Raw genomic sequence first — 21517 nt, 5'->3', positions numbered from 1 at the left:
ACATTCTAAATGAAGATAAAATGGACACATATTAGTTTAGTAGGGATTTTTTTTATAATGCTTATGTCTGGTTGTTCTAATATAAAAGAAACTTCTCAAAATGCTCAGACTCCTAAAGTAGTAAAACAAGAATTAGAAATTCAGCAAGGAGAAGAAAAATTATTTTTGCTTCATAAAAACTTAAATAATAAAAAACAGTATAAATCCGATGAAATTGTCTTATTTTTAGAACCATTTAGTGTACCTACAGCTCAAGCATTTGATGTACCAAAATATTCGTGGATGGATGAGTATGCCAAAAAAGGGTATGATACTTGGGCCATGGATTTTCGAGGGTTTGGTCATTCTTCTCGCCCTAAAGAAATGTCAGATCCTCCTTCCCAAAATCGTCCGGTTATTCATCTGAATGATGCAACTAAGGATCTAGAAACAGTTGTAAAGTGGATCCAAAAGAAAAGAAATGTGAAAAAGATTCATATAATAGGATGGTCATATGGAGGTGTTGTCGCTGGAAATTATGCAATATCCCATCCTCAAGATATTAATAAACTTATTTTATATGGGTATATGCATGGATTCACACTTCCTATGATGACAAAATCTCTTGAAAATCCATTACAACCTAATCAATTTAATCCTGAAGCATCAGCCTATCAAATGGTGGACTTTGATAAAGGAATGCATCATTGGCATATGATGATGGGAAAGAAAACAATCGTTACAAATGAAGCAATGGATGCCGTAAAACAAGTATTTATCAATTCGGATCCTATGAGTAAGAAAAATAATCAAACTATTCGTCGACCAATTGGTCCACTAGAGGATTTGTTTTACATTTGGAAAAATCAGCCTTTATATGATGTATCTAAAATTAACGTTCCAGTACTTGTCATTTATGGAGAAGATGACACGTTTGCAGACCGAAATATGATGTCAAAACTAACAGGTACAAAACAAAAAAAAGAAGTTGTAATCCCCGATGCAACGCACTGGGCTGTTTATGAAAAGAATCGTAATAGCCTATTCGAACAAACGTTAAACTTTATAGAAATGAAAGAAGGAAAAAAGGAATGAATAAGGGTATAACAATATTGGATGCCACCTTACGTGAAGGCGAACAACAATGTGGTATTCGTTTCTCCAAGGAAGATAAAATTACCTTACTCCATATGTTAGAGAATTTTGGAGTAACTCTTATCGAGGTTGGACACCCGGGTATTTCTGAAGAAGAAGAAGAGATTTGCCGGGAAGTTGCAGCCTCTGCAAAGTACGCTGAAATACTTATGCATGCTCGGGCAAAAAAAGAAGAAGTTCATGCGGCTTATCGTGCTGGTGCCGATTGGATAGGAATCTGGGCGTCTATTAACCCCATTTCTTTACAAACAAAGTACACCAATAGATCAAAAGACTACGTTATTAATCAAGTGAAACAAGCTATTGAAGAAGCAAAATCTTTAGGGATGAAAATCCGTTTTACTATTGAAGATGCTTCGCGAACTGAATGGGAAGATATCGCCTACATTGGACAGGTAGCACATGTAGCTGGAGCAGACCGAATCAGTTTAGCAGACACTGTAGGAATTTGGGAACCAAGTCAGTGTGCGACAATCGTGAAGAAATCTGTTGAGACATTCCCTTGTGAGATTGAAGTTCACCTTCATAATGATTTAGGACTAGCCATGGCAAATGCTCTTGCTGCAATCGATTCAGGGGCATCTGTCATTGATACTACATTGTGCGGAATAGGTGAACGTGCTGGGATTGTTGACTTGCTAAATTTATCAGTATTTTTATCTCAAAAGCGTAATCTTCAGTACTTTAAACTACAGATGATTCCTGAATTGACTCAATCTCTTCAATTAGCTACTGGTTGTAAAGTAGATCATTGGAGACCGATTATTGGAAAGAACATATTTACTCATACGGCACCTTATCATAAAAAAGCTGTTCAGCAGAATGACTCAGCATACGAGGGTATTCAGCCTGAAATGATAGGAAGAGTAAGGAACATTCAACAAAAATGCATAGAAAGAAAAGGGCCAAGGCTTTCAAAGTCTCTCCGAGTTAGTAAACCATTTGTAAAGGGAGCATCTGAGCTTTTATATCATCGCGATGGTCCAGGAGAGCGGTGGGTGCAGATGGATTATAGAACGGATGAACGGGCTTCATTTTATGTGATACAGCGTGTATTCTACGGTGCGCATATGGATGATAACTTAGAAGGACATGTAGATATTCACGCACATCATTGTGATAGTGCCTTTATCTTCTGGGGGAATAAAATAGATGGTACAGGCCTCGTATGTGAAGTGGAAATTGAGGGAGAGTCTCAAATCATTGAGAGTCCTGCATCTGTTTTTATTCCAGCGGGTTTCAAGCATAGGTATAAGTACCTTTCGGGTATAGGAACATATACAAATATCGTACTAGCACCTAATTATAATTCTAGTTTGTTAGAGGATAATTTATCAAAAATGCATGTATAATGGGTAGTCTAAAATGCCATTAAGTTAAAATACATTTGCATCCCAAAAACGAAAAAAAATTTCGTTTTTGGGATGTTTTTATTTTTTGCTTGATGAAGATAGGGAGCTACTTCAAAAGACGAATAAGAACCTTAATTTTCAAGAGTAGATAATAGAAAGGGTAAATTTCACAGCATTTTTCAATGAACTGAACAACTAAAGAACATGAAAGTTTCCCTACTTAAAAAGGAAGAGAATTATAAAAATTCTCTTCTTTTTTTATGTGTTCATAAACATTACTTATCTATCTGAAAGCACATGTATACGATTATTGGCTCTGGTACAAATGTGTTGCGCCCTTAAATAGTTCATACAGATCCCTAATCAAAGTATTCATAAGTTTGCATAAGATGGAAACAATGGTAAAAAGATAACTTATGAAAATTAAAAGATGGCTTTCCTTGCGTTAAAGGAAAGCCATCTTTTTAAATGCACTTAAAATTCATAAAGAGGCACAGAGTATAGGTTACAATATAAAGGTAGAATTAGCGTAAATTACCAAAAAATATTTTGTTTGAATTATAAAATATGAATATACTGTGGTATTGAGGAATGAATTATTTTGAAAGAATACAAAACTCAATTGAATATATTGAAAAGAGCTTACAAGACGAATTGAACGTTACTGAAGTTTCCTCAAAACGAAAATTTTATCTCTTCATAGTTGCATGGGAATACAGCTTTCATTTTTTTCGTTGTGGGGACATTTCAAAATACTAGCTTGATAGCGATGTGGCAGGACCCAGCTTTATAAAATATAATTATTGCGATAAGGAAGAATATTATTAAAAACTTTATCAAATTTTTCTCTGAGCGGTAACTTCATCTTTAAATATTTATGAATTATAAAATGTCTTAAGTTGATGGGCATGTTGTGTTACCCCATTGTCATCAAGCTAAGAAAACGAAAACTTATATATCATTATCTTTAGGTGGAGGGGAAAGATTGTTTGATAAATTAAAAAGGCTATTTAAAAAAGATAAAGAGAATGATTTTGAAGATGAGAGGTACATTTTCAAACAGAATCGTTAAATTTCTTAAATAAAAGATATTACTATTTTCCCTCCACAGCTTCATACCCCTTTACAAATAATAAAGTTATATAAGAAACGATAAATGAGAAGATGCTATACATGCCAACCCAAAAGAAAAATGAAGGGGGAAACAATATAACTCCTAATATAAGAAAAATAGCAAACGTTACAATTGGCATTACGTAATACGTTCTTGTTCTACGTGTCCCAAGTACTGAAACAATAAAAATAAGTAATGGACAAATAAATAAGAAGAAAATCAATTCACTCATGGTTATGTCCCCTTTTCTTAAGAAGTAATATGTTTCTTTTAAACGTTTTAAAAATTGTTCTCTTAATATAATTTTGACAGATGGTTTGAAATCCCTTTTGGGAATCAGTATATTTCAACAGTTCGCAAAGGAAAACAGTAAGCAAAGAAAACTTGTCTACGGTTATAAAAGAAACATCGCGACAATTGTAGTGACAATTAACCCGATAACGACCGGTATAAAATTGCGTCTAGCAAGTTCGAATGGATCTACTTTACAAATTGCTAACCATTTTTTTGTGCGAGGAGTAATAGAAGTAAGAACTTTAGCTGGTTCAGTTGATTCAACAGAACCAGTATGCACGAGTAAATTGCTCATTGAAATAATAATAGAGATGATTAAAATAGTTGGTAGTAGTTCGGTAATGGCATAGATAAAACTTTGAAAAATCTCGCTAACGGCAAGAGGAATGGAATGTGTTGCGGTTAGAGCTAGTAAAAAGATAAAAAACAATACAAATGATTGTCGTATCTTTTCGAAGAATAAAAAAAGGTGATAATTGTAAGTAAACAAAGAATATAGAGGGCGTGCAGAAGTGTTAATTCTACTCCCATTTTGCTCACATCCTTTAGGCGTTCGGGTAGTTTAGTGTATGAAGAGAGTGGGAGTGTGTGAGTACGTAGAGAAAGAAAATATAACAATTTCATGTACTGCACTTACAAGGTGAAAGTGGATGATATAATACAAATAATCCTGAAAGTGGATAAAATATTATACGGTTTTATTACTAGATAGAGAGATGGAATATATGAAGGAGAAAATAGGTTTTTACGGTCTTATGGGATGCTTTGCTATAGGACTTATTTTAAAGTATTTTATTGAAAGTGATTGGATCGACACTATTTATGCAGTGGGTTTTATTTTTGCTGTATTATATTGTTGGGATGAATTTAGAGCATACACCGGAAAAAAGAAGATCGTTTTAGGAATTGAGTTTGTCATTTTAATAGCTACAGTGCCATTCATATTGTTGGAAGGCAGTAGATAAATGGATATGATGCCAATTTTTCAAGGGTGGCTATCTTTTGCTAGATTAGTATATTTACTTATAATCTTAGGTATTGTGGGAATGATTGTTACAAAAGTGAATAAAAAATTATTATTAGGTGATGACGTATCTAAAACATAAAAAAGTGCTACCTCGCTAAGAGATAGCACTTTTTCTTATTTTACAGAATGAGTTTTTTGCATTTTTTTAATTAAACGAATTTGCCCGCGATGACTCAGCTCATCCTCGAATACATAGAACCATTTGAAGTAGTTATTTGCAGGTTTGTCGTGCCAAAACGTTGTGGTTTTATATAGCCATTCATCTGGTAGTGATTGAAACGTTGCAATCGTTTTATCGCGAACTTCTTGTAACGTATCTATGTAGTAGTCTATAGGGTGATTTTTAATCGTTTGACGTCCAAGATCACCCAATTCAACTCCTGGTAACCAGCGTTCTAATTCAGCTTCTGTTGGCTCGCGATCTTCAAAGGTATGAATTTGATAATAAAACTCGACTGCAGCCATATGGTACAAAAGCATACCAATCGAGTTTGCCTAATCATCGTGCAAATAATCGAGTTCTTCAATTGTTAAGTCTTGTACAGCTTGCATAGTTGTATAGCGAGTATAATTCATCATAGAAACAAGTTTTGAGAACTCTGTGTTTAATCCGTCAATCTTATCAATTACGAAATTCAATAGAAATTCCTCCCAATAAATAATTTCTTTATAGAAGGGTTTCTATATGTAGAAAGAAATTCTTTTTTAGGAGCGTATATGAATCAAGTTTGTGGTTATTAACCAATAACAATAAGGTCTCTATTTGCCTTTGTAATTACTTCATGCCCATCTTTTGTAATGACAATATCATCTTCAATCCTACAGCCACCCCAGTTTGGAATATAAATACCTGGTTCGACAGTAACAACCATTCCTTCTTGTAAAGTAGCTTTACTTTCTTGTGATAATCGAAGTGGTTCATGAAGTTCTAATCCAACGCCATGGCCGGTAGAATGGCCAAAGTATTCACCGTAGCCGTTATCTGTAATGTAATTTCTTGTCACATCATCAATCGTTTTTGCGGATTCACCAGGCCGGATTGCTTTGGTTCCTCGTTTTAATGCTTCTAATACAATACTATATATTTTTTCGAATTCTTTGGAGTAACTTCCAATCGCAATAGTACGTGTTAAATCAGAGCAATACCCATTGTAAAGTGCACCAAAATCTAATGTAACCATATCTCCGTTTTCAATCATCTTATTTGTGGCAACGCCGTGGGGAAGAGAAGAACGGACTCCAGAAGCTACGATAATGTTAAATGATGAGGAAGAGGCCCCTTGTTTTCGCATAAAAAACTCTAATTCATCTCGGACATCAAATTCAGATACACCGGGTTTTAGAAATCCTGTTATATGTTGAAATGCTTCATCGGCCATACGTGCTGCAACTTTAATTGTTTCGATTTCAGACTCTTCCTTAATGGAACGGATTGTTTCTACTAGTTCACTTACTTGTACAAGTTTGATGTTTGTATATTTTTTTAACGAACTATACTGTTTTAAGGTCATATTGTTTTCTTCGATGCCTAGTCTTTGGATGTTTAATCTAGTTGTCTGATTTGCAATCTCTTGTTCTATGTTTCCTTTATGCATAATGATTTCAGTTTCTTGTACCTGTGTTTTTGCTTGATCGACATAGCGGAAATCTGTAATGAATACAGCTTCAGTTGCAGATAGTAATACGACTCCAGCACTACCTGTAAATCCAGTTGCATACTGGCGATTTTCCTTTTTCGTAATGAGTAATCCGTCTATTCCATATTGGGTTAGTTGTTCTTGAATTTTTTTGATTCTAGTAGTCATTTTGATTCCTCCTTTTCATTGTCTATATAAAGCAATAATTATGCCAATATTCTCAATCTAGCTGTTCGTGGGCAATAAGACCCCCACTGTAAAATTCAACAAAAGTAAAGAAGATAGGTGGGGGTCGGGCACCCGATTGGTGAGGGCTAATAATCAGTGGGGATGAAGAAAACCTCCTACTGATTAAAGCTTCACTTTATGAGGGAAGATACTTAGTAATGAATACACTGTCAAAAAATGTAGACATATAAAATTATATGTGTCTACATTTTTTTGACATGAAAATCTAGGGTATAAACTTTTTAACACGATATATTTTTAATTGCTCAATAACTTTTTTGTGAAAAATAGTTTTTATTAAGTGATAGGTATAAAAAAAGGTAATAACGATTTAATTAATATCGTTATTACCTCTTTTTGTTTTAAGCTTTTAATTTCATCACCGTATCAGCATCTGGTGTTACATACAATGTTTGTTGATTATCATATGTCACAAACCCAAGTTTAGCACCGCTTGGTTTTTTTACATGGCGAATTTTTGTGAAATCTACAGGAACAGAACTAGAATCTTTTGCTTTACTGTAATAAGCAGCGAGTTTAGCAGCTTCTAATAAAGTCTCTTCAGTTGGTTCTAATGAGCGAATAACAACGTGAGAACCAGGAATATCTTTTGTATGTAACCAAATTTCATCACGACGTGCAAATTTGGTTGTTAAATAGTCATTTTGTTTATTATTTTTACCGACTAAAATTTCTGTTCCATCGGTAGAGGTATATTTATCTAATATCGGTTTTGATGTTTTTTTCTTTGTATTCTTCGACTTACGGTTACGCATATAACCTTCTTCAGCTAATTCTTCGCGAATCTCCTCGATATCTTTTGAAGAAGCAGCCTCCATTTGTTGAAGTAGGCTATCAAAGTAAAGGATTTCTTCATTTGTTTTTTCAATTTGTTCTTTTACGATTGCGACAGAATTTTTCGCTTTTTGATACTTTTGGAAATAACGTTGTGCGTTTTCTGACGGTGTTTTCAGTGGATCTAATGTAATTTTTACTGTTCCGCCATTTTCATCGTAGTAGTTGACAACCTCAATTTCTTTGTCACCTTTTTTTAATGCATACATGTTAGCTGTAAGAAGTTCACCGAATAATTGATATTTATCAGCTTTCCCAGCATCTTGTAGTGTTTTTTGTAATTTAATTAATTTCTTTTCATTTTTTGCTTTTTCATTGTGCATAAATCGTTCTAAATCATGTGCTTGTTGTTTTACACGATCGCGTTCAGCCTTTCCAAAGAAGAATCGATCTAATAATTCACTTACAGATAAGAATGTTTTATTATCCCCTTTTAAATGTGTAAGAGGGAAGAGATAAAAGAACTCTTTTCCATTTGCCGTTATCATTGTTGGTTCATATTGATGCGCTTGCATTGGTTTTTGTAATGTGAAAAACGCTTCTGATAATGCATGTTCATTTACCATAACAGCTTTCTTTACAACTTCTTTTGCAAATAGCGGAGAAATCCCCATAAAGGCCCCAACAAGTTGTTTATCCATATTTCCTGCTAAAAAGTCTAGTGGCCTAATAAACTCATCTTGTGTTTCAATCTGCAAGGGATTAATTTTATGCTGTGCTGGTGGTGCAACATATTCAGCGCCAGCATATACAGTACGATGCCGATTTACCGCTAAAGAAACGTGCTTTAAGCTATCTAAAATGATATTTGTTTTCGCGTCTACTAAAATAATATTGCTGTGACGACCCATTATTTCAATCACTAATGTTTTTAACGATTCGTCCCCAATCTCGTTACGGCTTCGAACGGTAATTTGAATGATACGTTCTAAATCGATTTGTTCAATTTTCTCAATAAATCCACCTTCTAAATGTTTGCGAAGAAGCATGCAAAACATTGGTGGTAATGCTGGTGAATCATAACTTTGATTTGTAAGATGCATACGTGCGTATGTAGGGTGTGCGGAAATAAGTAATTTTTGATTTTTTCCGTTTGCTCGAATATGTAACAAAACCTCATATTTTGAGGGTTGATATATTTTTGAAATTCTTCCTGTTTGAAGAGAATTTGCAATTTCATGTGTAATCGCTCTTGTAAATAATCCATCGAATGCCATTATGAACACTCCTTTCTAACTAAATGTTAATTATAGCATTTTTTTGGACGGGGCTGAATAAGCTTTCATTAGAGCATGTCTGCAATCAGGAGGTCGATAGCGAGATGAATTGGTATGAAATGCGTGCACATGAAGTGGAAGAAAGAACGAATACGAATGTGAAGGTAGGACTGTCAGAGCAAGAAGCGGAAGGGCGCTTAAAGAAGCTAGGGCCAAATGAATTACAAGAAGCAAAGCGGCCTTCTGCACTTCTTGTATTTTTGGCGCAGTTTAAAGATTTTATGGTACTTGTTTTGTTTGGTGCGACAATCATTTCAGCTTTTTTAGGAGAGTATATTGATTCGATTGCAATTGTCGCAATTGTTATTATCAATGGTGTTCTTGGTTTTTTTCAAGAAAGAAAAGCAGAAAAATCATTGGAGGCTTTGAAAGAATTAGCTGCCCCGCAAGTAACGGTTTTACGAAATGGAAAATGGATGAAAATACCATCTAAAGCACTTGTCCTTGGGGATATCATTAAATTTTCTAGCGGCGACCGTATTGGTGCTGATATTCGTCTTGTTGAAGCATCGAGTTTATATATCGAGGAATCGGCTTTAACGGGAGAATCTGTACCTGTTCAAAAGAAAGTGGAAGCATTAAGCGGTCAAAATGTTGCGATTGGTGATCAAAAAAATATGGCATTTATGGGGACGATGATAACAAGGGGTTCCGGGGCCGGAGTAGTAGTAGCTACAGGGATGAACACGGCTATGGGGCAGATTGCAAATCTGTTGCAAAATGCAGAGCAAATGGAAACACCGCTGCAAAGAAGATTAGAACAACTTGGGAAGATTCTAATCATTGTTGCCCTTATTTTAACAGCACTTGTTGTACTAGCTGGAGTGTATCAAGGGAATGAAGTGTATCATATGTTCTTAGCGGGTGTGTCACTTGCTGTTGCAGCAATTCCAGAAGGATTACCAGCGATTGTTACGGTCGCATTGTCACTTGGTGTACAGCGCATGATTAAAAAGAGAGCGATTGTTCGAAAATTACCAGCAGTAGAAACTTTAGGATGTGCTTCTGTTATTTGTTCGGACAAAACGGGTACGATGACACAAAATAAAATGATGGTAACACATATGTGGTCAGGTGGCGAAACATGGCATGTAACCGGGCAAGGCTACGAGCCTACTGGATCATTTATGAAAGGTGAGCAGAAGGTTAATCCGGAATCTACAAGGGCGTTATATCAATTATTAACATTTGGGTGTTTATGCAATAACGCGAGCATTGTAAAAAAGAAAAAAACATATGTCCTAGATGGAGATCCGACAGAAGGTGCGCTCGTTGCAGCGGCGATGAAAGCAGGAATATCCCGAGAAGCTTTAAAAGAGAAGTTTGAAATTATTCATGAACTCCCTTTTGATTCCACACGAAAAATGATGAGCGTAATCGTTCGTGATCGTGATGGTAAAAAATTTGTAGTCACAAAAGGGGCACCTGATGTTCTTTTGCAAATGAGCCAAACAATTTTATGGGGGGATAAACAGCAACCTTTAAGTGAGTTATATCGTAAAGAAGTGCAAGCGGCAATTCATAACCTTGGGAGTCAAGCGCTTCGAACGATTGCTGTTGCATTTAGGGCTTTAAAAGTAACAGATTCAATTGAACATGAAAGAGAAGTAGAAAAAGATTTCATGCTTGTCGGGATACAAGGAATGATAGACCCGCCAAGACCAGAAGTGAAACAGGCCGTAAAAGAGTGTAAAGAGGCTGGTATTAAAACGGTAATGATTACAGGAGACCATAAAGTAACAGCGATGGCAATTGCGGAGCAGTTAGGGGTTTTACCACCGAATGGCCGCGTTATAGAAGGTGTAGAATTAGCAAATATGTCTGTAGATGAACTAGAGGATATTGTAGAAGATACCTATGTATTTGCACGTGTATCTCCTGAACATAAATTAAAAATTGTAAAAGCTCTTCAAAATAAAGATCATATTGTGGCGATGACAGGTGATGGAGTGAATGACGCTCCTGCTATTAAAACAGCTGATATTGGGATAGCGATGGGAATTACAGGAACGGATGTAGCTAAAGAAGCTTCCTCTCTTGTTTTGCTAGATGATAACTTTGCTACGATTAAATCGGCAATTAAAGAGGGACGAAATATATATGAGAATATTCGGAAGTTCATTCGGTATTTATTAGCATCAAATGTTGGAGAGATTTTAGTTATGTTATTTGCGATGATGCTTGCTTTACCACTTCCGATGGTTCCAATTCAAATTTTATGGGTGAATTTAGTAACAGATGGTTTACCAGCAATGGCACTAGGGTTAGATGCAGCTGAGGGAGATGTGATGAGAAGAAATCCACGGCATCCGAAAGAAGGGGTGTTTGCAAGAGGGTTGGCTTGGAAAATTGTGAGTAGAGGCTTTTTAATTGGTATTGTAACCTTGCTGGCATTTATTATTGCATTTAATCAGCATCCAAATGAATTGAAATATGCGCAAACAGTAGCTTTTGCTACACTAGTTTTAGCACAGCTTATTCATGTATTTGACTGCCGCAGTGAACACTCTATATTCCATCGTAATCCTTTTGGGAATATATATTTGGTTGGAGCAGTTATTATTTCGGTGTTATTAATGCTTGTGGTTATTTATTATCCACCACTGCAACCGATTTTTAGTACAATGCCAATTCAAGCGAGAGATTGGTTATTAATCGTTGGTTTATCGTCCATTCCAACATTTTTATTAGTCGGCTCTTTATTGACAGGGAAAAAGGAGAAGAAGAAGCCGATCTTGTATAAGAGAGGCATAAACTTGAAATAGTCAATGATATGAAAATGTGATATAATTTACAAAAGGTAGTAGAGTTGCATCTCTATTACCTTTTTCATTGAGTTATTTCATGGTGTGGATGTGATAAAGATGATTTCTAGTATGACAGGATTTGGAAGAGCGAAAGTGGAAAACGATGCTTTTCAAATTACAGTAGAAATGAAGTCAGTGAACCATCGTTTTTTAGAGATGAACATTCGACTTCCGAAACAAATGATGGTTTTTGAGGACAAAATTCGTAAGTTAATTGCAGAACAAGTTCGCCGCGGGCGTATTGAAGTGTCCATTATTATTACAGGGGAAGGGCTTGTTGAAAGAAAGTTAAGTGTGAATTGGCCGCTTCTTAAGCAGTATAAATCCATTATGGAAGACGTGAAAACGAAATTTCAATTACAAGATTCCATTACACTTCAACAATTAATGGCAATGCCAGAAGTAACGGCGATTGAAGAAATGGAAAATGTAAATGAACAATTTGAACAAAATTTATATGAAGCTGTTCGCCAAGCTGCTCGTACGTTAAAAACGATGAGAGATGGTGAAGGAGAACGATTACATAAAGATATGGCGTATCGTTTACAAGAGATACACGATTGTGTAAATGCGATTATCCCGCATGCACCAATTGTTACTCAAAAATATCGTGAACGATTGGAAAATCGCTTAAAAGAATTACATAATCATGAGTTAGATGAACAAAGGTTGCTGACAGAGGTAGCGATGTTTGCGGAGCGCTCGGATATTCATGAAGAATTGGTTCGCTTGCAAAGTCATTTAGCTCAATTTCATGAAGCCCTTGAGATCGAGGAGCCTGTTGGTAGAAAAATGGATTTCATTGTACAAGAGATGCATCGGGAAATTAACACGATCGGTTCTAAGGCAAATGACTTAACAATTTCAAAATATGTTGTAGAAATGAAAAATAACCTTGAAAAAATTCGTGAACAGGTACAAAATATTGAGTAGCTGTCAAAAAATATATAAAGTTATACGTGGTGGGGAAATCGGATAGACTTACTAGGAGGCGCAAACTATGGCCATGCGGTTTTTAAATATTGGATATGGGAATATTGTATCTGCTCATCGAATTATTGCAATTGTAAGTCCGGAGTCAGCTCCTATTAAACGAACGGTGCAGGAAGCGCGTGAACATAACGTGTTACTAGATGCTACGTATGGGAGAAAAACAAGGGCGGTTATTGTTATGGATGATGGGCATATTGTACTAAGCCCAATTCAGCCAGAGACGATTGCACATCGTTTAAATAATAAAGAAGATTTAAGTGAGGAAGGGTAGGTTTTACATATTTATGAGAAGTAGAAGAGGGTTGCTCATCGTTCTTTCAGGACCTTCTGGCGTTGGGAAAGGGACAGTTCGAAAAGAGTTGTTCAGCCATGAAGATACAAGATTTCAATACTCTATTTCAGTAACGACACGTAAACCGCGTGAAGGTGAAGTAGATGGTGTGGATTATTTCTTTAAAGAGAGAGAAGAGTTTGAAGAAATGATTCGTAACGAAAAGCTGCTTGAGTGGGCAGAGTTCGTTGGGAATTACTATGGAACACCAATTGATTATGTTGAAAAAACATTGCAAGAAGGAAAAGATGTATTCTTAGAAATTGAAGTACAAGGAGCAATTCAAGTAAAGAAAGCTTTCCCAGAAGGGGTATTTATTTTCTTAGCTCCTCCAAGCTTATCAGAGCTTAAGAATCGCATCGTTGGTCGCGGTACAGAGACTGAAGATGTTATTGAAAATCGTTTAACTGTAGCAAAAGAAGAAATCGAGATGATGGACGCTTATGACTATGTAGTAGAAAATGATAAAGTAGAACTTGCTTGTGAACGCATTAAAGCTATTGTGGTTGGTGAACATTGCCGCCGCGACAGAGTAGCGAAATATTATAAAGAAATGACGGAGGGTATATAATATGTTAAATCCATCAATTGATTCATTGCTAAAAAAAATCGACTCTAAATATACATTAGTAACAGTAGCGGCAAAACGCGCTCGTGAAATGCAAATGGCTAACAACTGTGTTGTTGAAAATCCTGTTTCTCATAAATGTGTAGGTAAAGCGTTGGAAGAAATCGATGCGGAAGCATTAAATTATGTACCAAGCGAAGAGAAAGTATCTGAGTAAGGCATTCTCTTCGACAAATGAAAACATAGACTTTATACTTTTCTATGTAACGGTAACAACCTATTTACAAGTAGGTTGTTATTTTTTTATGATAGAGCTAAAAGAAATAGGTTTTTGTTTAATGAAATACTAGCACTGACGAGCTGGAATGAATACATTTCAGCAGAATAAGTTTGAAAAAGAAAGAGGACGAGTCATATGCTAAAAGGGAAAAAGATACTTCTATGTGTAACAGGAGGCATTGCTGTTTTTAAAGCGGCTGCGTTAACGAGTAAATTAACACAAGCAGGAGCACTTGTAAAAGTAATGATGAGTGAATCGGCGATGAAATTTGTTACACCTCTTACATTTCAAGCGCTTTCTCGCCATGATGTATACACGGATACGTTTGATGAAAAAGATTCTGCAGTTATCGCTCATATTGATTTAGCGGATTGGGCGGACGTTGTGCTTATTGCACCAGCAACAGCGAATTGTATCGGAAAATTAGCAAATGGTATTGCTGATGATATGATCACAACAACATTGTTAGCTACTATAGCGCCAGTCTGGATTGCACCTGCTATGAATGTGCATATGTATGAAAATAAAATTGTCCAAAAGAATATGATGACGTTAAAAGCGTTGGGATATACATTTATTGAGCCTGGAGAAGGCTTTTTAGCATGCGGATATGTTGCGAAAGGTCGATTAGAAGAACCAGAAACAATTATCGCTCGATTACAAGAAGCGTTTTCAGAACATAAACCATTAAAGGGAAAGAAAATTTTAGTAACTGCTGGCCCAACTCGTGAAAAAATTGATCCAGTACGTTTTATGACGAACTTTTCTTCAGGGAAAATGGGGTATGCGCTAGCGGAAGTTGCTGCTAACTTAGGAGCGGATGTAATACTTGTTTCAGGTCCAACTGCAATAGCACCACCTGTAAATGTAACAACTGTGCAAGTAGAATCTGCACAAGATATGTTAGAAGCTGTAATGCAACATTATGGATCTATGGATGTTGTTATTAAAACAGCTGCAGTAGCAGACTATCGCCCGAAAATTGTGCATAATCAGAAGATGAAAAAGAAAAGTGGCGATGCAGTCATTGAGTTAGAAAGAACAATCGATATTTTGAAAACACTCGGTGAGAAAAAAGAGCATCAACTCCTAATCGGTTTTGCTGCTGAAACGACAAATATAGAAGAATATGCAACGAAAAAATTGCGTGAAAAAAATGCAAATATGATTGTTGCAAATGATGTGAAAGCACAAGGTGCAGGATTCGGTACGGATACGAATATTGTAACAATGTATAGAAAAGATGGAGAAGTTATTCGATTACCTCTTTTAACAAAGAAAGAAGTTGCACGTGAAATTTTAATGCAAATTAAAGCGATGTTAGAAGAGGATCGTGTATGAAATTTGCAAGTGTAATCGTTGATGTACCGGCACGTCAAACAGATCGCCCGTTTGATTATGTTATCCCTAAGAAATGGGAAGATATTGTACAAACAGGTATGCGTGTAGTCGTTCCGTTTGGTCCACGGAAATTACAAGGCTTTATTATTGAAATAAAAGATTCAGTCGATGTGGAAAGTAAAAAGTTAAAAGCATTGCATGAAATACTAGATGTTACGCCAGTTTTAAATGAAGAATTATTACAACTTGGTTTTTGGCTGACGGATGAAACATTATGTTATATGATTTCAGCTTTTCAAGTTATGCTTCCAGCTGCGATAAAAGCGACTTATAAAAAACGGCTACAGCTCCATAAAACAGCTACAGTGGCGCCGGAAATTCGTGATTTGTTTCAAGGGGAAGAAGCGATAGATTGGGAAGAAATTGCTACGCACTCACATATGTATCGCATGGTTCAAAAAGAGATAACAAACGGCACTATTGAAGTCATCTATAAAGTAAAAGATAAGGTGCAAAAGAAGAAACAAAGGGTGATTCAGCCAGAATTGCCACAGGAACAATTAGAGGCAGCTGCCTTTGAGCTGAAAAGTAAAAAGCAACAAGATGTACTGTATTACTTTGTAGAAAATTATCACAGTGTGCCATTAAAAACATTAACAGAAGAACTACAAATAACAGATGCACCGGTAAAGTCGCTTGTGAAAAAAGGGTTGCTTTTAGAACAGTACATTGAAGTATATCGTAACCCATATGACGATGAGGCTTTTGAACAGACAAAGCCATTTCCGCTCACAGATGAACAAAATCAAGTGATTACGCCCATCTTGTCATCCATTACAAATGAAACATATAATCCATTTTTATTATATGGTGTTACAGGAAGCGGTAAAACAGAAGTGTATTTGCAATCCATTGCTGCGGTGTTGAAAAAGGGAAAAGAGGCGATTGTACTTGTTCCAGAAATTGCGTTAACACCGCAAATGGTAGATCGATTTAAAGGACGTTTTGGTTCGCAAGTTGCGGTTCTTCATAGTGCGCTTTCTGTTGGGGAAAAATATGATGAATGGCGGAAAATTTTACGAAAAGAAGTAAAAGTTGTTGTTGGAGCACGCTCCGCTATTTTTGCTCCATTTGAAAACTTAGGAATTATTATTATTGATGAAGAACATGAGTCAAGTTATAAACAAGAAGATAATCCGAAATATCATGCCAGGGATGTTGCGATTTGGCGAGGGCAATATCATAATTGTCCAATCGTGCTCGGCAGTGCAACGCCGACTCTAGAATCATTTGCTAGAGCGAAAAAAGGTGTTTATGAGCTACTAACCATGCAAAAGCGTATGAATGAACAAGCGTTGCCGACAGTAGAAATTGTTGATATGCGTGAGGAACTGCGTGATGGAAATCGTTCTATGTTTTCAAAATTACTTCATGAGAAAATAGCGGATCGGTTAGAAAAGAAAGAACAAATGGTTCTTTTTTTAAATCGAAGAGGCCATTCAACGTTTGTCATGTGTCGTGATTGTGGTTATGTCGTGCAATGTCCACACTGTGATATATCACTCACCTATCATAAAATGAATCATCGTTTAAAATGTCACTATTGCAGTTATGAGGAAAGTATGCCAACTGCTTGTCCTGCTTGTAATAGTTCGTATATTCGTTTCTTTGGGACAGGAACACAAAAGGTAGAAGAAGAAATTACAAAGTTATTTCCAGAGGCGCGGGTTATCCGTATGGATGTTGATACAACGAGTCGCAAAGGAATGCACGAAAAGTTATTAAAAGCCTTCGGTGAAGAGAAAGCTGATATCTTACTTGGAACACAGATGATCGCTAAAGGGCTTGATTTTCCAAAGGTTACACTTGTTGGTGTCTTAACAGCTGATACGATGCTACATTTACCAGATTTTCGAGCAAGCGAGAAGACGTATCAGTTATTGACACAGGTGAGTGGACGTGCAGGTCGACATGAATTACCAGGAGAAGTAGTAATTCAAACGTATACGCCAGAACATTATAGCGTAGAACTAGCAAAGAATCAGCAGTACGATGTATTTTTTGAACAAGAAATGCAAATGAGAAAAACAAGGCAATACCCGCCATACTACTATGTCGCACTTGTAACCGTTTCGCATCCAGAGTTATTAAAAGCAGTGCAAGTAACGGAAAAAATTGTCGGTTATTTACGAACGCATTGCTCGCGGCAAACAATGGTGCTAGGACCGGTTGCTTCAGCAATTCCAAGGATAAAAGATAGATATCGATACCAATGCATGATAAAATACAAGCGGGAACCAAACTTAAAGTACGTGCTCAAAATGGTAAATGAACATTATCAAGCAGAAATGCAAAAAGATTTGCAGATCTCAATCGACTTTAATCCAACAATGTTAATGTAGCGGAGGAAAATATGGCAGTTTTAGAAATTGTAAAGCATCCAAATGAAGTGTTAGAAACCCCATGTGAACGGGTAATGAACTTTGATAAAAAGTTAGTGAATTTGTTAAAAGATATGCATGAAACAATGTTAGTTGCAGATGGTGTTGGTTTAGCAGCACCACAAGTCGGCGTAAGTTTGCAAGTGGCAGTTGTTGATATTGGTGATGATACGGGAAAAATCGAACTGATTAATCCAGTTATTTTAGAAAAACGTGGTGAACAAGTAGGTCCCGAAGGCTGCTTAAGCTTTCCGGGACTTTATGGTGAAGTGGAGCGTGCAGAGTATATTAAAGTACGTGCACAAAATCGTCGTGGTAAAATCTTTTTATTAGAGGCAGATGATTTTTTAGCACGCGCAATTCAACATGAAATCGACCATTTACATGGTGTGTTATTTACATCAAAAGTGACGAGATATTATGAGGAAAATGAATTAGAAGAGATGTAAAAGGAGCGGTTTTTGAATGATAAAAGTAGTATTTATGGGAACACCGGACTTTTCTGTACCGGTGCTTCGTCGTCTTATTGAAGATGGATATGATGTAATTGGTGTTGTAACGCAGCCGGATCGTCCAGTGGGAAGAAAAAAGGTTATGACACCAACACCTGTTAAGGTGGAAGCGGAAAAACATGGTATTCCGGTGTTACAGCCGTTAAAAATTCGTGAAAAAGACGAATATGAAAAAGTATTGGCATTAGAGCCGGATTTAATTGTGACAGCTGCGTTCGGACAAATTGTACCAAACGAAATTTTAGAAGCACCAAAGTATGGATGTATTAATGTTCATGCTTCATTACTTCCAGAACTTCGCGGCGGTGCACCAATTCATTACTCCATCATGCAGGGAAAAGAAAAAACAGGTATCACAATTATGTATATGGTGGAAAAATTAGATGCTGGTGATATTTTAACGCAAGTAGAAGTGGAAATCGAAGAACGTGAAACAACTGGTTCATTATTTGATAAATTAAGTGAGGCTGGAGCGCACTTATTATCAAAAACAGTTCCGCTTTTAATACAAGGAAAATTAGAACCGATTAAACAAAATGAGGATGAAGTAACATTCGCTTACAATATTAAACGTGAGCAAGAAAAGATTGATTGGATGAAAACAGGAGAAGAGGTTTACAATCACATTCGTGGTTTAAATCCGTGGCCAGTTGCTTATACAACTTTAGCAGGGCAAGTTGTAAAAGTATGGTGGGGCGAAAAAGTTCCTGTAACAGTACAGGCTGAAGCTGGTTCTATTGTAGCAATTGAAGAAGATGGTTTCGTTGTGGCAACAGGAAATGAAACAGGTGTTAAAATTACTGAGTTACAACCATCTGGTAAAAAGCGCATGAGTTGTTCACAATTTTTACGTGGAACAAAACCTGAAATTGGTACGAAGTTAGGAGAAGACGCATGAGACAAAATGTTCGTGAGTTAGCTCTTGATGGTCTAATTCAAGTAGAGAAAAGTGGCGCTTATAGCAACTTACTTTTAAATAATTTGATTGAAAAAAGTGCGATTGATAGAAAAGATATTGGTTTGTTAACTGAGATTGTCTATGGAACGATTCAACGTCGTGATACACTTGACTATTATTTACAACCATTTTTAAGAAAAAAAGTTGAAGCGTGGGTAAAAATATTACTTCGCTTATCTTTATATCAAATGCTATATTTAGATCGCGTCCCAGAAAGAGCGGCGATTCATGAGGCTGTTGAGATTGCAAAACGTCGTGGTCATAAAGGAATTGCAGGGATGGTAAACGGGGTACTCCGTTCGATTCAACGTGAAGGTGTGCCATCTTTAGAGGAGATACAAAATCCTGTAGAGCGAGTTTCTGTTGCAACGAGTCATCCAGAGTGGCTTGTACAAGAGTGGGTATCAGCATACGATTTAGAAACAGCGCAAAAAATGTGCGAAGTAAATATGGTTCCGCCGGTACCGACAGCACGTGTGAATGTTGATAAAATAACGGTAGAAGAAGCGATTGCTTTGCTAGAACGTGAGGGTGTACAAGCAAAATGTGGTGATTTATCAGAAGATGCTATCCAAATTGAAAAAGGAAACGTAGCGCATACAGAAGCGTTTAAAAACGGTTTCCTTTCTATTCAAGATGAAAGCTCTATGCTTGTTGCGCGTGCTTTGAAACCCGAAGAAGGAGATATGGTTCTTGATAGCTGCGCGGCGCCTGGTGGGAAAACAACACACATTGCAGAGCGTTTAAAGGGGACTGGTCAGGTAACGTCGCTGGATTTACATCCGCATAAAGTTCGTCTAATTCAGCAACAGGCGAAGCGTCTAGAATTAGAGAACATTGAAACAAAGGCGCTAGATGCCAGAAAAGTTCAAGAACATTTTGCGAACGAAAGCTTTGACAAAATATTAGTAGACGCACCATGTTCTGGATTTGGTGTTATCAGACGTAAGCCTGATATTAAATTAGGTAAAGAAAAAGGCGATAGTGAAAGACTGTCGACAATTCAGCTATCGATACTAGAAAAGGTAGCTCCACTGTTAAAAGCAGGTGGTCGCCTTGTTTATAGTACGTGTACAATTGAAAAAATAGAAAATGAACAAGTGATAGAGCAATTTTTACAAGAGCATCCTGAATTTGAATGGGATACTACTATGAAAGAGCGCATGCCAGAAAAATTACGTCCTTATATAAATGAAGGGCAAGTACAAATTTTACCGCATTATTTTGCAACAGATGGCTTTTATATTGCTTGTTTAAGAAAGAAGGTGTAGCATCATGGAAACGACTGTAAAAAAACAAAAGAAAGATTTAGAAACAAAAAAAACATCTATTTACTCTTTACAACTTCATGAAATGCAAAATTGGTTAAAGGAACAAGGTGAACCGAAATTCCGTGCAGGTCAAATTTTTGATTGGCTATATAAAAAGCGTGTAAAAAATTATGAGGATATGACAAATCTTTCAAAAGGATTGCGTGATAAATTGTCGAATTCCTTTGATATTACTACTTTAAATACATTAGTAAAGCAAACATCTTCTGATGGGACAATTAAGTTTTTATTCCAATTATATGATGGGTATTCTATCGAAACAGTATTAATGCGACATGAATATGGAAATTCCATTTGTGTAACAACACAGGTAGGTTGCCGAATTGGTTGTACATTCTGTGCATCAACACTAGGTGGTTTAAAGCGAAACCTAGAGGCTGGAGAAATCGTAGCGCAAGTAGTAGAGGTTCAACGTGCGCTTGATGAGACAGATGAGCGCGTGAGTTCTCTTGTTGTAATGGGAATTGGAGAGCCGTTTGATAACTACGATAACTTAATGTCGTTTTTACGCATTATTAACCATGAAAAAGGAATTCATATTGGTGCACGTCATATGACGGTTTCAACAAGTGGAATCATCCCGAAAATTTATAAGTTTGCTGAAGAGGATATGCAAATTAACTTTGCGATTTCATTGCACGCTCCAAATACAGAATTACGCTCAAAATTAATGCCGATTAACCGTGCTTATAAGCTGCCTGACTTAATGGAAGCTATTAAATACTATGTAAATAGAACCGGGCGTCGCATTACGTTTGAATATGGCTTATTTGGAGGAGAAAACGACCAAGTTGAGCATGCCGAAGAATTGGCTCAACTTTTAAAAGGTGTAAAATGTCATGTGAACTTAATTCCGGTAAACTATGTACCAGAACGCGATTACGTAAGAACACCACGTGAACAAATTTTCTTATTTGAAAAAACGTTGAAAGACCGTGGAGTGAATGTAACGATTCGCCGTGAACAAGGTCATGATATTGATGCTGCCTGCGGTCAGTTGCGTGCAAAGGAGCGCAAAGAAGAGACGAGGTGACAAG

16 protein-coding genes and 3 pseudogenes are annotated in these 21517 nt (G+C 36.5%); 14 read left to right on the top strand and 5 right to left on the bottom strand.

The window, feature by feature from the left end:
- The first annotated feature begins 9 nt into the window (after positions 1-9).
- Both ORL93_RS06120 and ORL93_RS06115 read left to right on the top strand, forming a co-directional pair.
- On the top strand, positions 10-1074 hold the full coding sequence (locus ORL93_RS06120) for an alpha/beta hydrolase (protein WP_018780909.1): 1065 nt from the start codon (positions 10-12) through the stop codon (positions 1072-1074).
- Complete coding sequence (locus tag ORL93_RS06115; protein WP_018780910.1) at positions 1071-2486, top strand: homocitrate synthase/isopropylmalate synthase family protein; 1416 nt, start codon at positions 1071-1073, stop codon at positions 2484-2486. Before ORL93_RS06120 ends, ORL93_RS06115 begins: the two co-directional genes overlap by 4 nt.
- Before the next feature lie 1094 nt (positions 2487-3580).
- Here the strand turns inward: ORL93_RS06115 and ORL93_RS06110 are convergent.
- Positions 3581-3832 carry a YbeF family protein gene (locus tag ORL93_RS06110; protein WP_018780911.1) on the bottom strand — a complete coding sequence of 84 codons (252 nt, stop codon included), beginning with the start codon at positions 3830-3832 and terminating at the stop codon, positions 3581-3583.
- Positions 3833-4105: 273 nt separating this feature from the next.
- Positions 4106-4425, bottom strand: a pseudogene (locus ORL93_RS06100) (hypothetical protein); the annotation flags it as partial.
- Between the two features lie 185 nt (positions 4426-4610).
- Here ORL93_RS06100 and ORL93_RS06095 point away from each other — a divergent pair.
- Positions 4611-5000 (top strand): annotated as a pseudogene (locus tag ORL93_RS06095) (YoqO family protein).
- A gap of 35 nt (positions 5001-5035) precedes the next feature.
- Here the strand turns inward: ORL93_RS06095 and ORL93_RS06090 are convergent.
- The 3 genes and pseudogenes from ORL93_RS06090 to ORL93_RS06080 all read right to left on the bottom strand — a co-directional run bounded on the left by ORL93_RS06090 (position 5036) and on the right by ORL93_RS06080 (position 8858).
- Positions 5036-5560, bottom strand: a pseudogene (locus ORL93_RS06090) (DinB family protein).
- 98 nt (positions 5561-5658) lie between these two features.
- Positions 5659-6726, bottom strand: coding sequence for a M24 family metallopeptidase (locus tag ORL93_RS06085; RefSeq protein ID WP_097794310.1), 1068 nt, complete (start codon positions 6724-6726; stop codon positions 5659-5661).
- Positions 6727-7148: 422 nt separating this feature from the next.
- The gene (locus ORL93_RS06080) at positions 7149-8858 is read right to left on the bottom strand and encodes an Rqc2 family fibronectin-binding protein (protein WP_097794309.1); all 1710 of its coding nucleotides are present in this window, start codon (positions 8856-8858) and stop codon (positions 7149-7151) included.
- A gap of 104 nt (positions 8859-8962) precedes the next feature.
- Here ORL93_RS06080 and ORL93_RS06075 point away from each other — a divergent pair, with 104 nt between their 5' ends.
- The 11 genes from ORL93_RS06075 to rlmN all read left to right on the top strand — a co-directional run bounded on the left by ORL93_RS06075 (position 8963) and on the right by rlmN (position 21513).
- A complete protein-coding gene (locus ORL93_RS06075) occupies positions 8963-11683 on the top strand; it encodes a calcium-translocating P-type ATPase, SERCA-type (RefSeq protein ID WP_018780917.1) in 2721 nt (906 codons plus the stop codon).
- 99 nt (positions 11684-11782) lie between these two features.
- Entirely contained in the window at positions 11783-12658 is an 876-nt protein-coding gene (locus ORL93_RS06070) for a YicC/YloC family endoribonuclease (protein WP_003208193.1), read from the top strand.
- A gap of 67 nt (positions 12659-12725) precedes the next feature.
- A complete protein-coding gene (remA, locus tag ORL93_RS06065) occupies positions 12726-12989 on the top strand; it encodes an extracellular matrix/biofilm regulator RemA (RefSeq protein WP_001251459.1) in 264 nt (87 codons plus the stop codon).
- Between the two features lie 13 nt (positions 12990-13002).
- Complete coding sequence (gmk, locus tag ORL93_RS06060) at positions 13003-13620, top strand: guanylate kinase (protein ID WP_003199649.1); 618 nt, start codon at positions 13003-13005, stop codon at positions 13618-13620.
- A gap of 1 nt (position 13621) precedes the next feature.
- On the top strand, positions 13622-13834 hold the full coding sequence (gene rpoZ, locus ORL93_RS06055) for a DNA-directed RNA polymerase subunit omega (protein ID WP_003199650.1): 213 nt from the start codon (positions 13622-13624) through the stop codon (positions 13832-13834).
- A gap of 198 nt (positions 13835-14032) precedes the next feature.
- Complete coding sequence (gene coaBC / locus ORL93_RS06050) at positions 14033-15238, top strand: bifunctional phosphopantothenoylcysteine decarboxylase/phosphopantothenate--cysteine ligase CoaBC (protein ID WP_003199652.1); 1206 nt, start codon at positions 14033-14035, stop codon at positions 15236-15238.
- Complete coding sequence (gene priA, locus ORL93_RS06045) at positions 15235-17640, top strand: primosomal protein N' (protein WP_098161187.1); 2406 nt, start codon at positions 15235-15237, stop codon at positions 17638-17640. The genes coaBC and priA overlap by 4 nt, the downstream gene beginning before the upstream one ends.
- A gap of 11 nt (positions 17641-17651) precedes the next feature.
- Positions 17652-18128, top strand: a complete 477-nt coding sequence (gene def / locus ORL93_RS06040) for a peptide deformylase (protein ID WP_097794307.1) — start codon at positions 17652-17654, stop codon at positions 18126-18128.
- 16 nt (positions 18129-18144) lie between these two features.
- A complete protein-coding gene (gene fmt / locus ORL93_RS06035) occupies positions 18145-19089 on the top strand; it encodes a methionyl-tRNA formyltransferase (protein WP_003199658.1) in 945 nt (314 codons plus the stop codon).
- Positions 19086-20420, top strand: coding sequence for a 16S rRNA (cytosine(967)-C(5))-methyltransferase RsmB (rsmB, locus tag ORL93_RS06030; RefSeq protein ID WP_040118956.1), 1335 nt, complete (start codon positions 19086-19088; stop codon positions 20418-20420). Before fmt ends, rsmB begins: the two co-directional genes overlap by 4 nt.
- Positions 20421-20424: 4 nt before the next feature.
- Positions 20425-21513 (top strand): dual-specificity RNA methyltransferase RlmN, encoded by a 1089-nt coding sequence (rlmN, locus tag ORL93_RS06025; RefSeq protein ID WP_003199662.1) that lies wholly within the window; start codon positions 20425-20427, stop codon positions 21511-21513.
- Positions 21514-21517 lie beyond the last annotated feature (4 nt).

This window comes from Bacillus sp. DHT2 (assembly GCF_026241455.1).
GTDB classification, from domain to species: Bacteria; Bacillota; Bacilli; order Bacillales; family Bacillaceae_G; genus Bacillus_A; species Bacillus_A pseudomycoides.
Note: the sequence above shows the minus strand (reverse complement) of the source record. Positions and strands in the feature narration are given on the sequence as shown.

Coding starts and splice junctions, on each gene's coding strand:
- coaBC (WP_003199652.1), top strand. CDS start 14,033: ATGCTAAAAGGGAAAAAGATACTTCTATGTGTAACAGGAGGCATTGCT.
- def (WP_097794307.1), top strand. CDS start 17,652: ATGGCAGTTTTAGAAATTGTAAAGCATCCAAATGAAGTGTTAGAAACC.
- gmk (WP_003199649.1), top strand. CDS start 13,003: ATGAGAAGTAGAAGAGGGTTGCTCATCGTTCTTTCAGGACCTTCTGGC.
- ORL93_RS06070 (WP_003208193.1), top strand. CDS start 11,783: ATGATTTCTAGTATGACAGGATTTGGAAGAGCGAAAGTGGAAAACGAT.
- rpoZ (WP_003199650.1), top strand. CDS start 13,622: ATGTTAAATCCATCAATTGATTCATTGCTAAAAAAAATCGACTCTAAA.
- ORL93_RS06075 (WP_018780917.1), top strand. CDS start 8,963: ATGAATTGGTATGAAATGCGTGCACATGAAGTGGAAGAAAGAACGAAT.
- ORL93_RS06080 (WP_097794309.1), bottom strand. CDS start 8,858: ATGGCATTCGATGGATTATTTACAAGAGCGATTACACATGAAATTGCA.
- rsmB (WP_040118956.1), top strand. CDS start 19,086: ATGAGACAAAATGTTCGTGAGTTAGCTCTTGATGGTCTAATTCAAGTA.
- ORL93_RS06120 (WP_018780909.1), top strand. CDS start 10: ATGAAGATAAAATGGACACATATTAGTTTAGTAGGGATTTTTTTTATA.
- ORL93_RS06115 (WP_018780910.1), top strand. CDS start 1,071: ATGAATAAGGGTATAACAATATTGGATGCCACCTTACGTGAAGGCGAA.
- rlmN (WP_003199662.1), top strand. CDS start 20,425: ATGGAAACGACTGTAAAAAAACAAAAGAAAGATTTAGAAACAAAAAAA.
- priA (WP_098161187.1), top strand. CDS start 15,235: ATGAAATTTGCAAGTGTAATCGTTGATGTACCGGCACGTCAAACAGAT.
- ORL93_RS06110 (WP_018780911.1), bottom strand. CDS start 3,832: ATGAGTGAATTGATTTTCTTCTTATTTATTTGTCCATTACTTATTTTT.
- ORL93_RS06085 (WP_097794310.1), bottom strand. CDS start 6,726: ATGACTACTAGAATCAAAAAAATTCAAGAACAACTAACCCAATATGGA.
- remA (WP_001251459.1), top strand. CDS start 12,726: ATGGCCATGCGGTTTTTAAATATTGGATATGGGAATATTGTATCTGCT.
- fmt (WP_003199658.1), top strand. CDS start 18,145: ATGATAAAAGTAGTATTTATGGGAACACCGGACTTTTCTGTACCGGTG.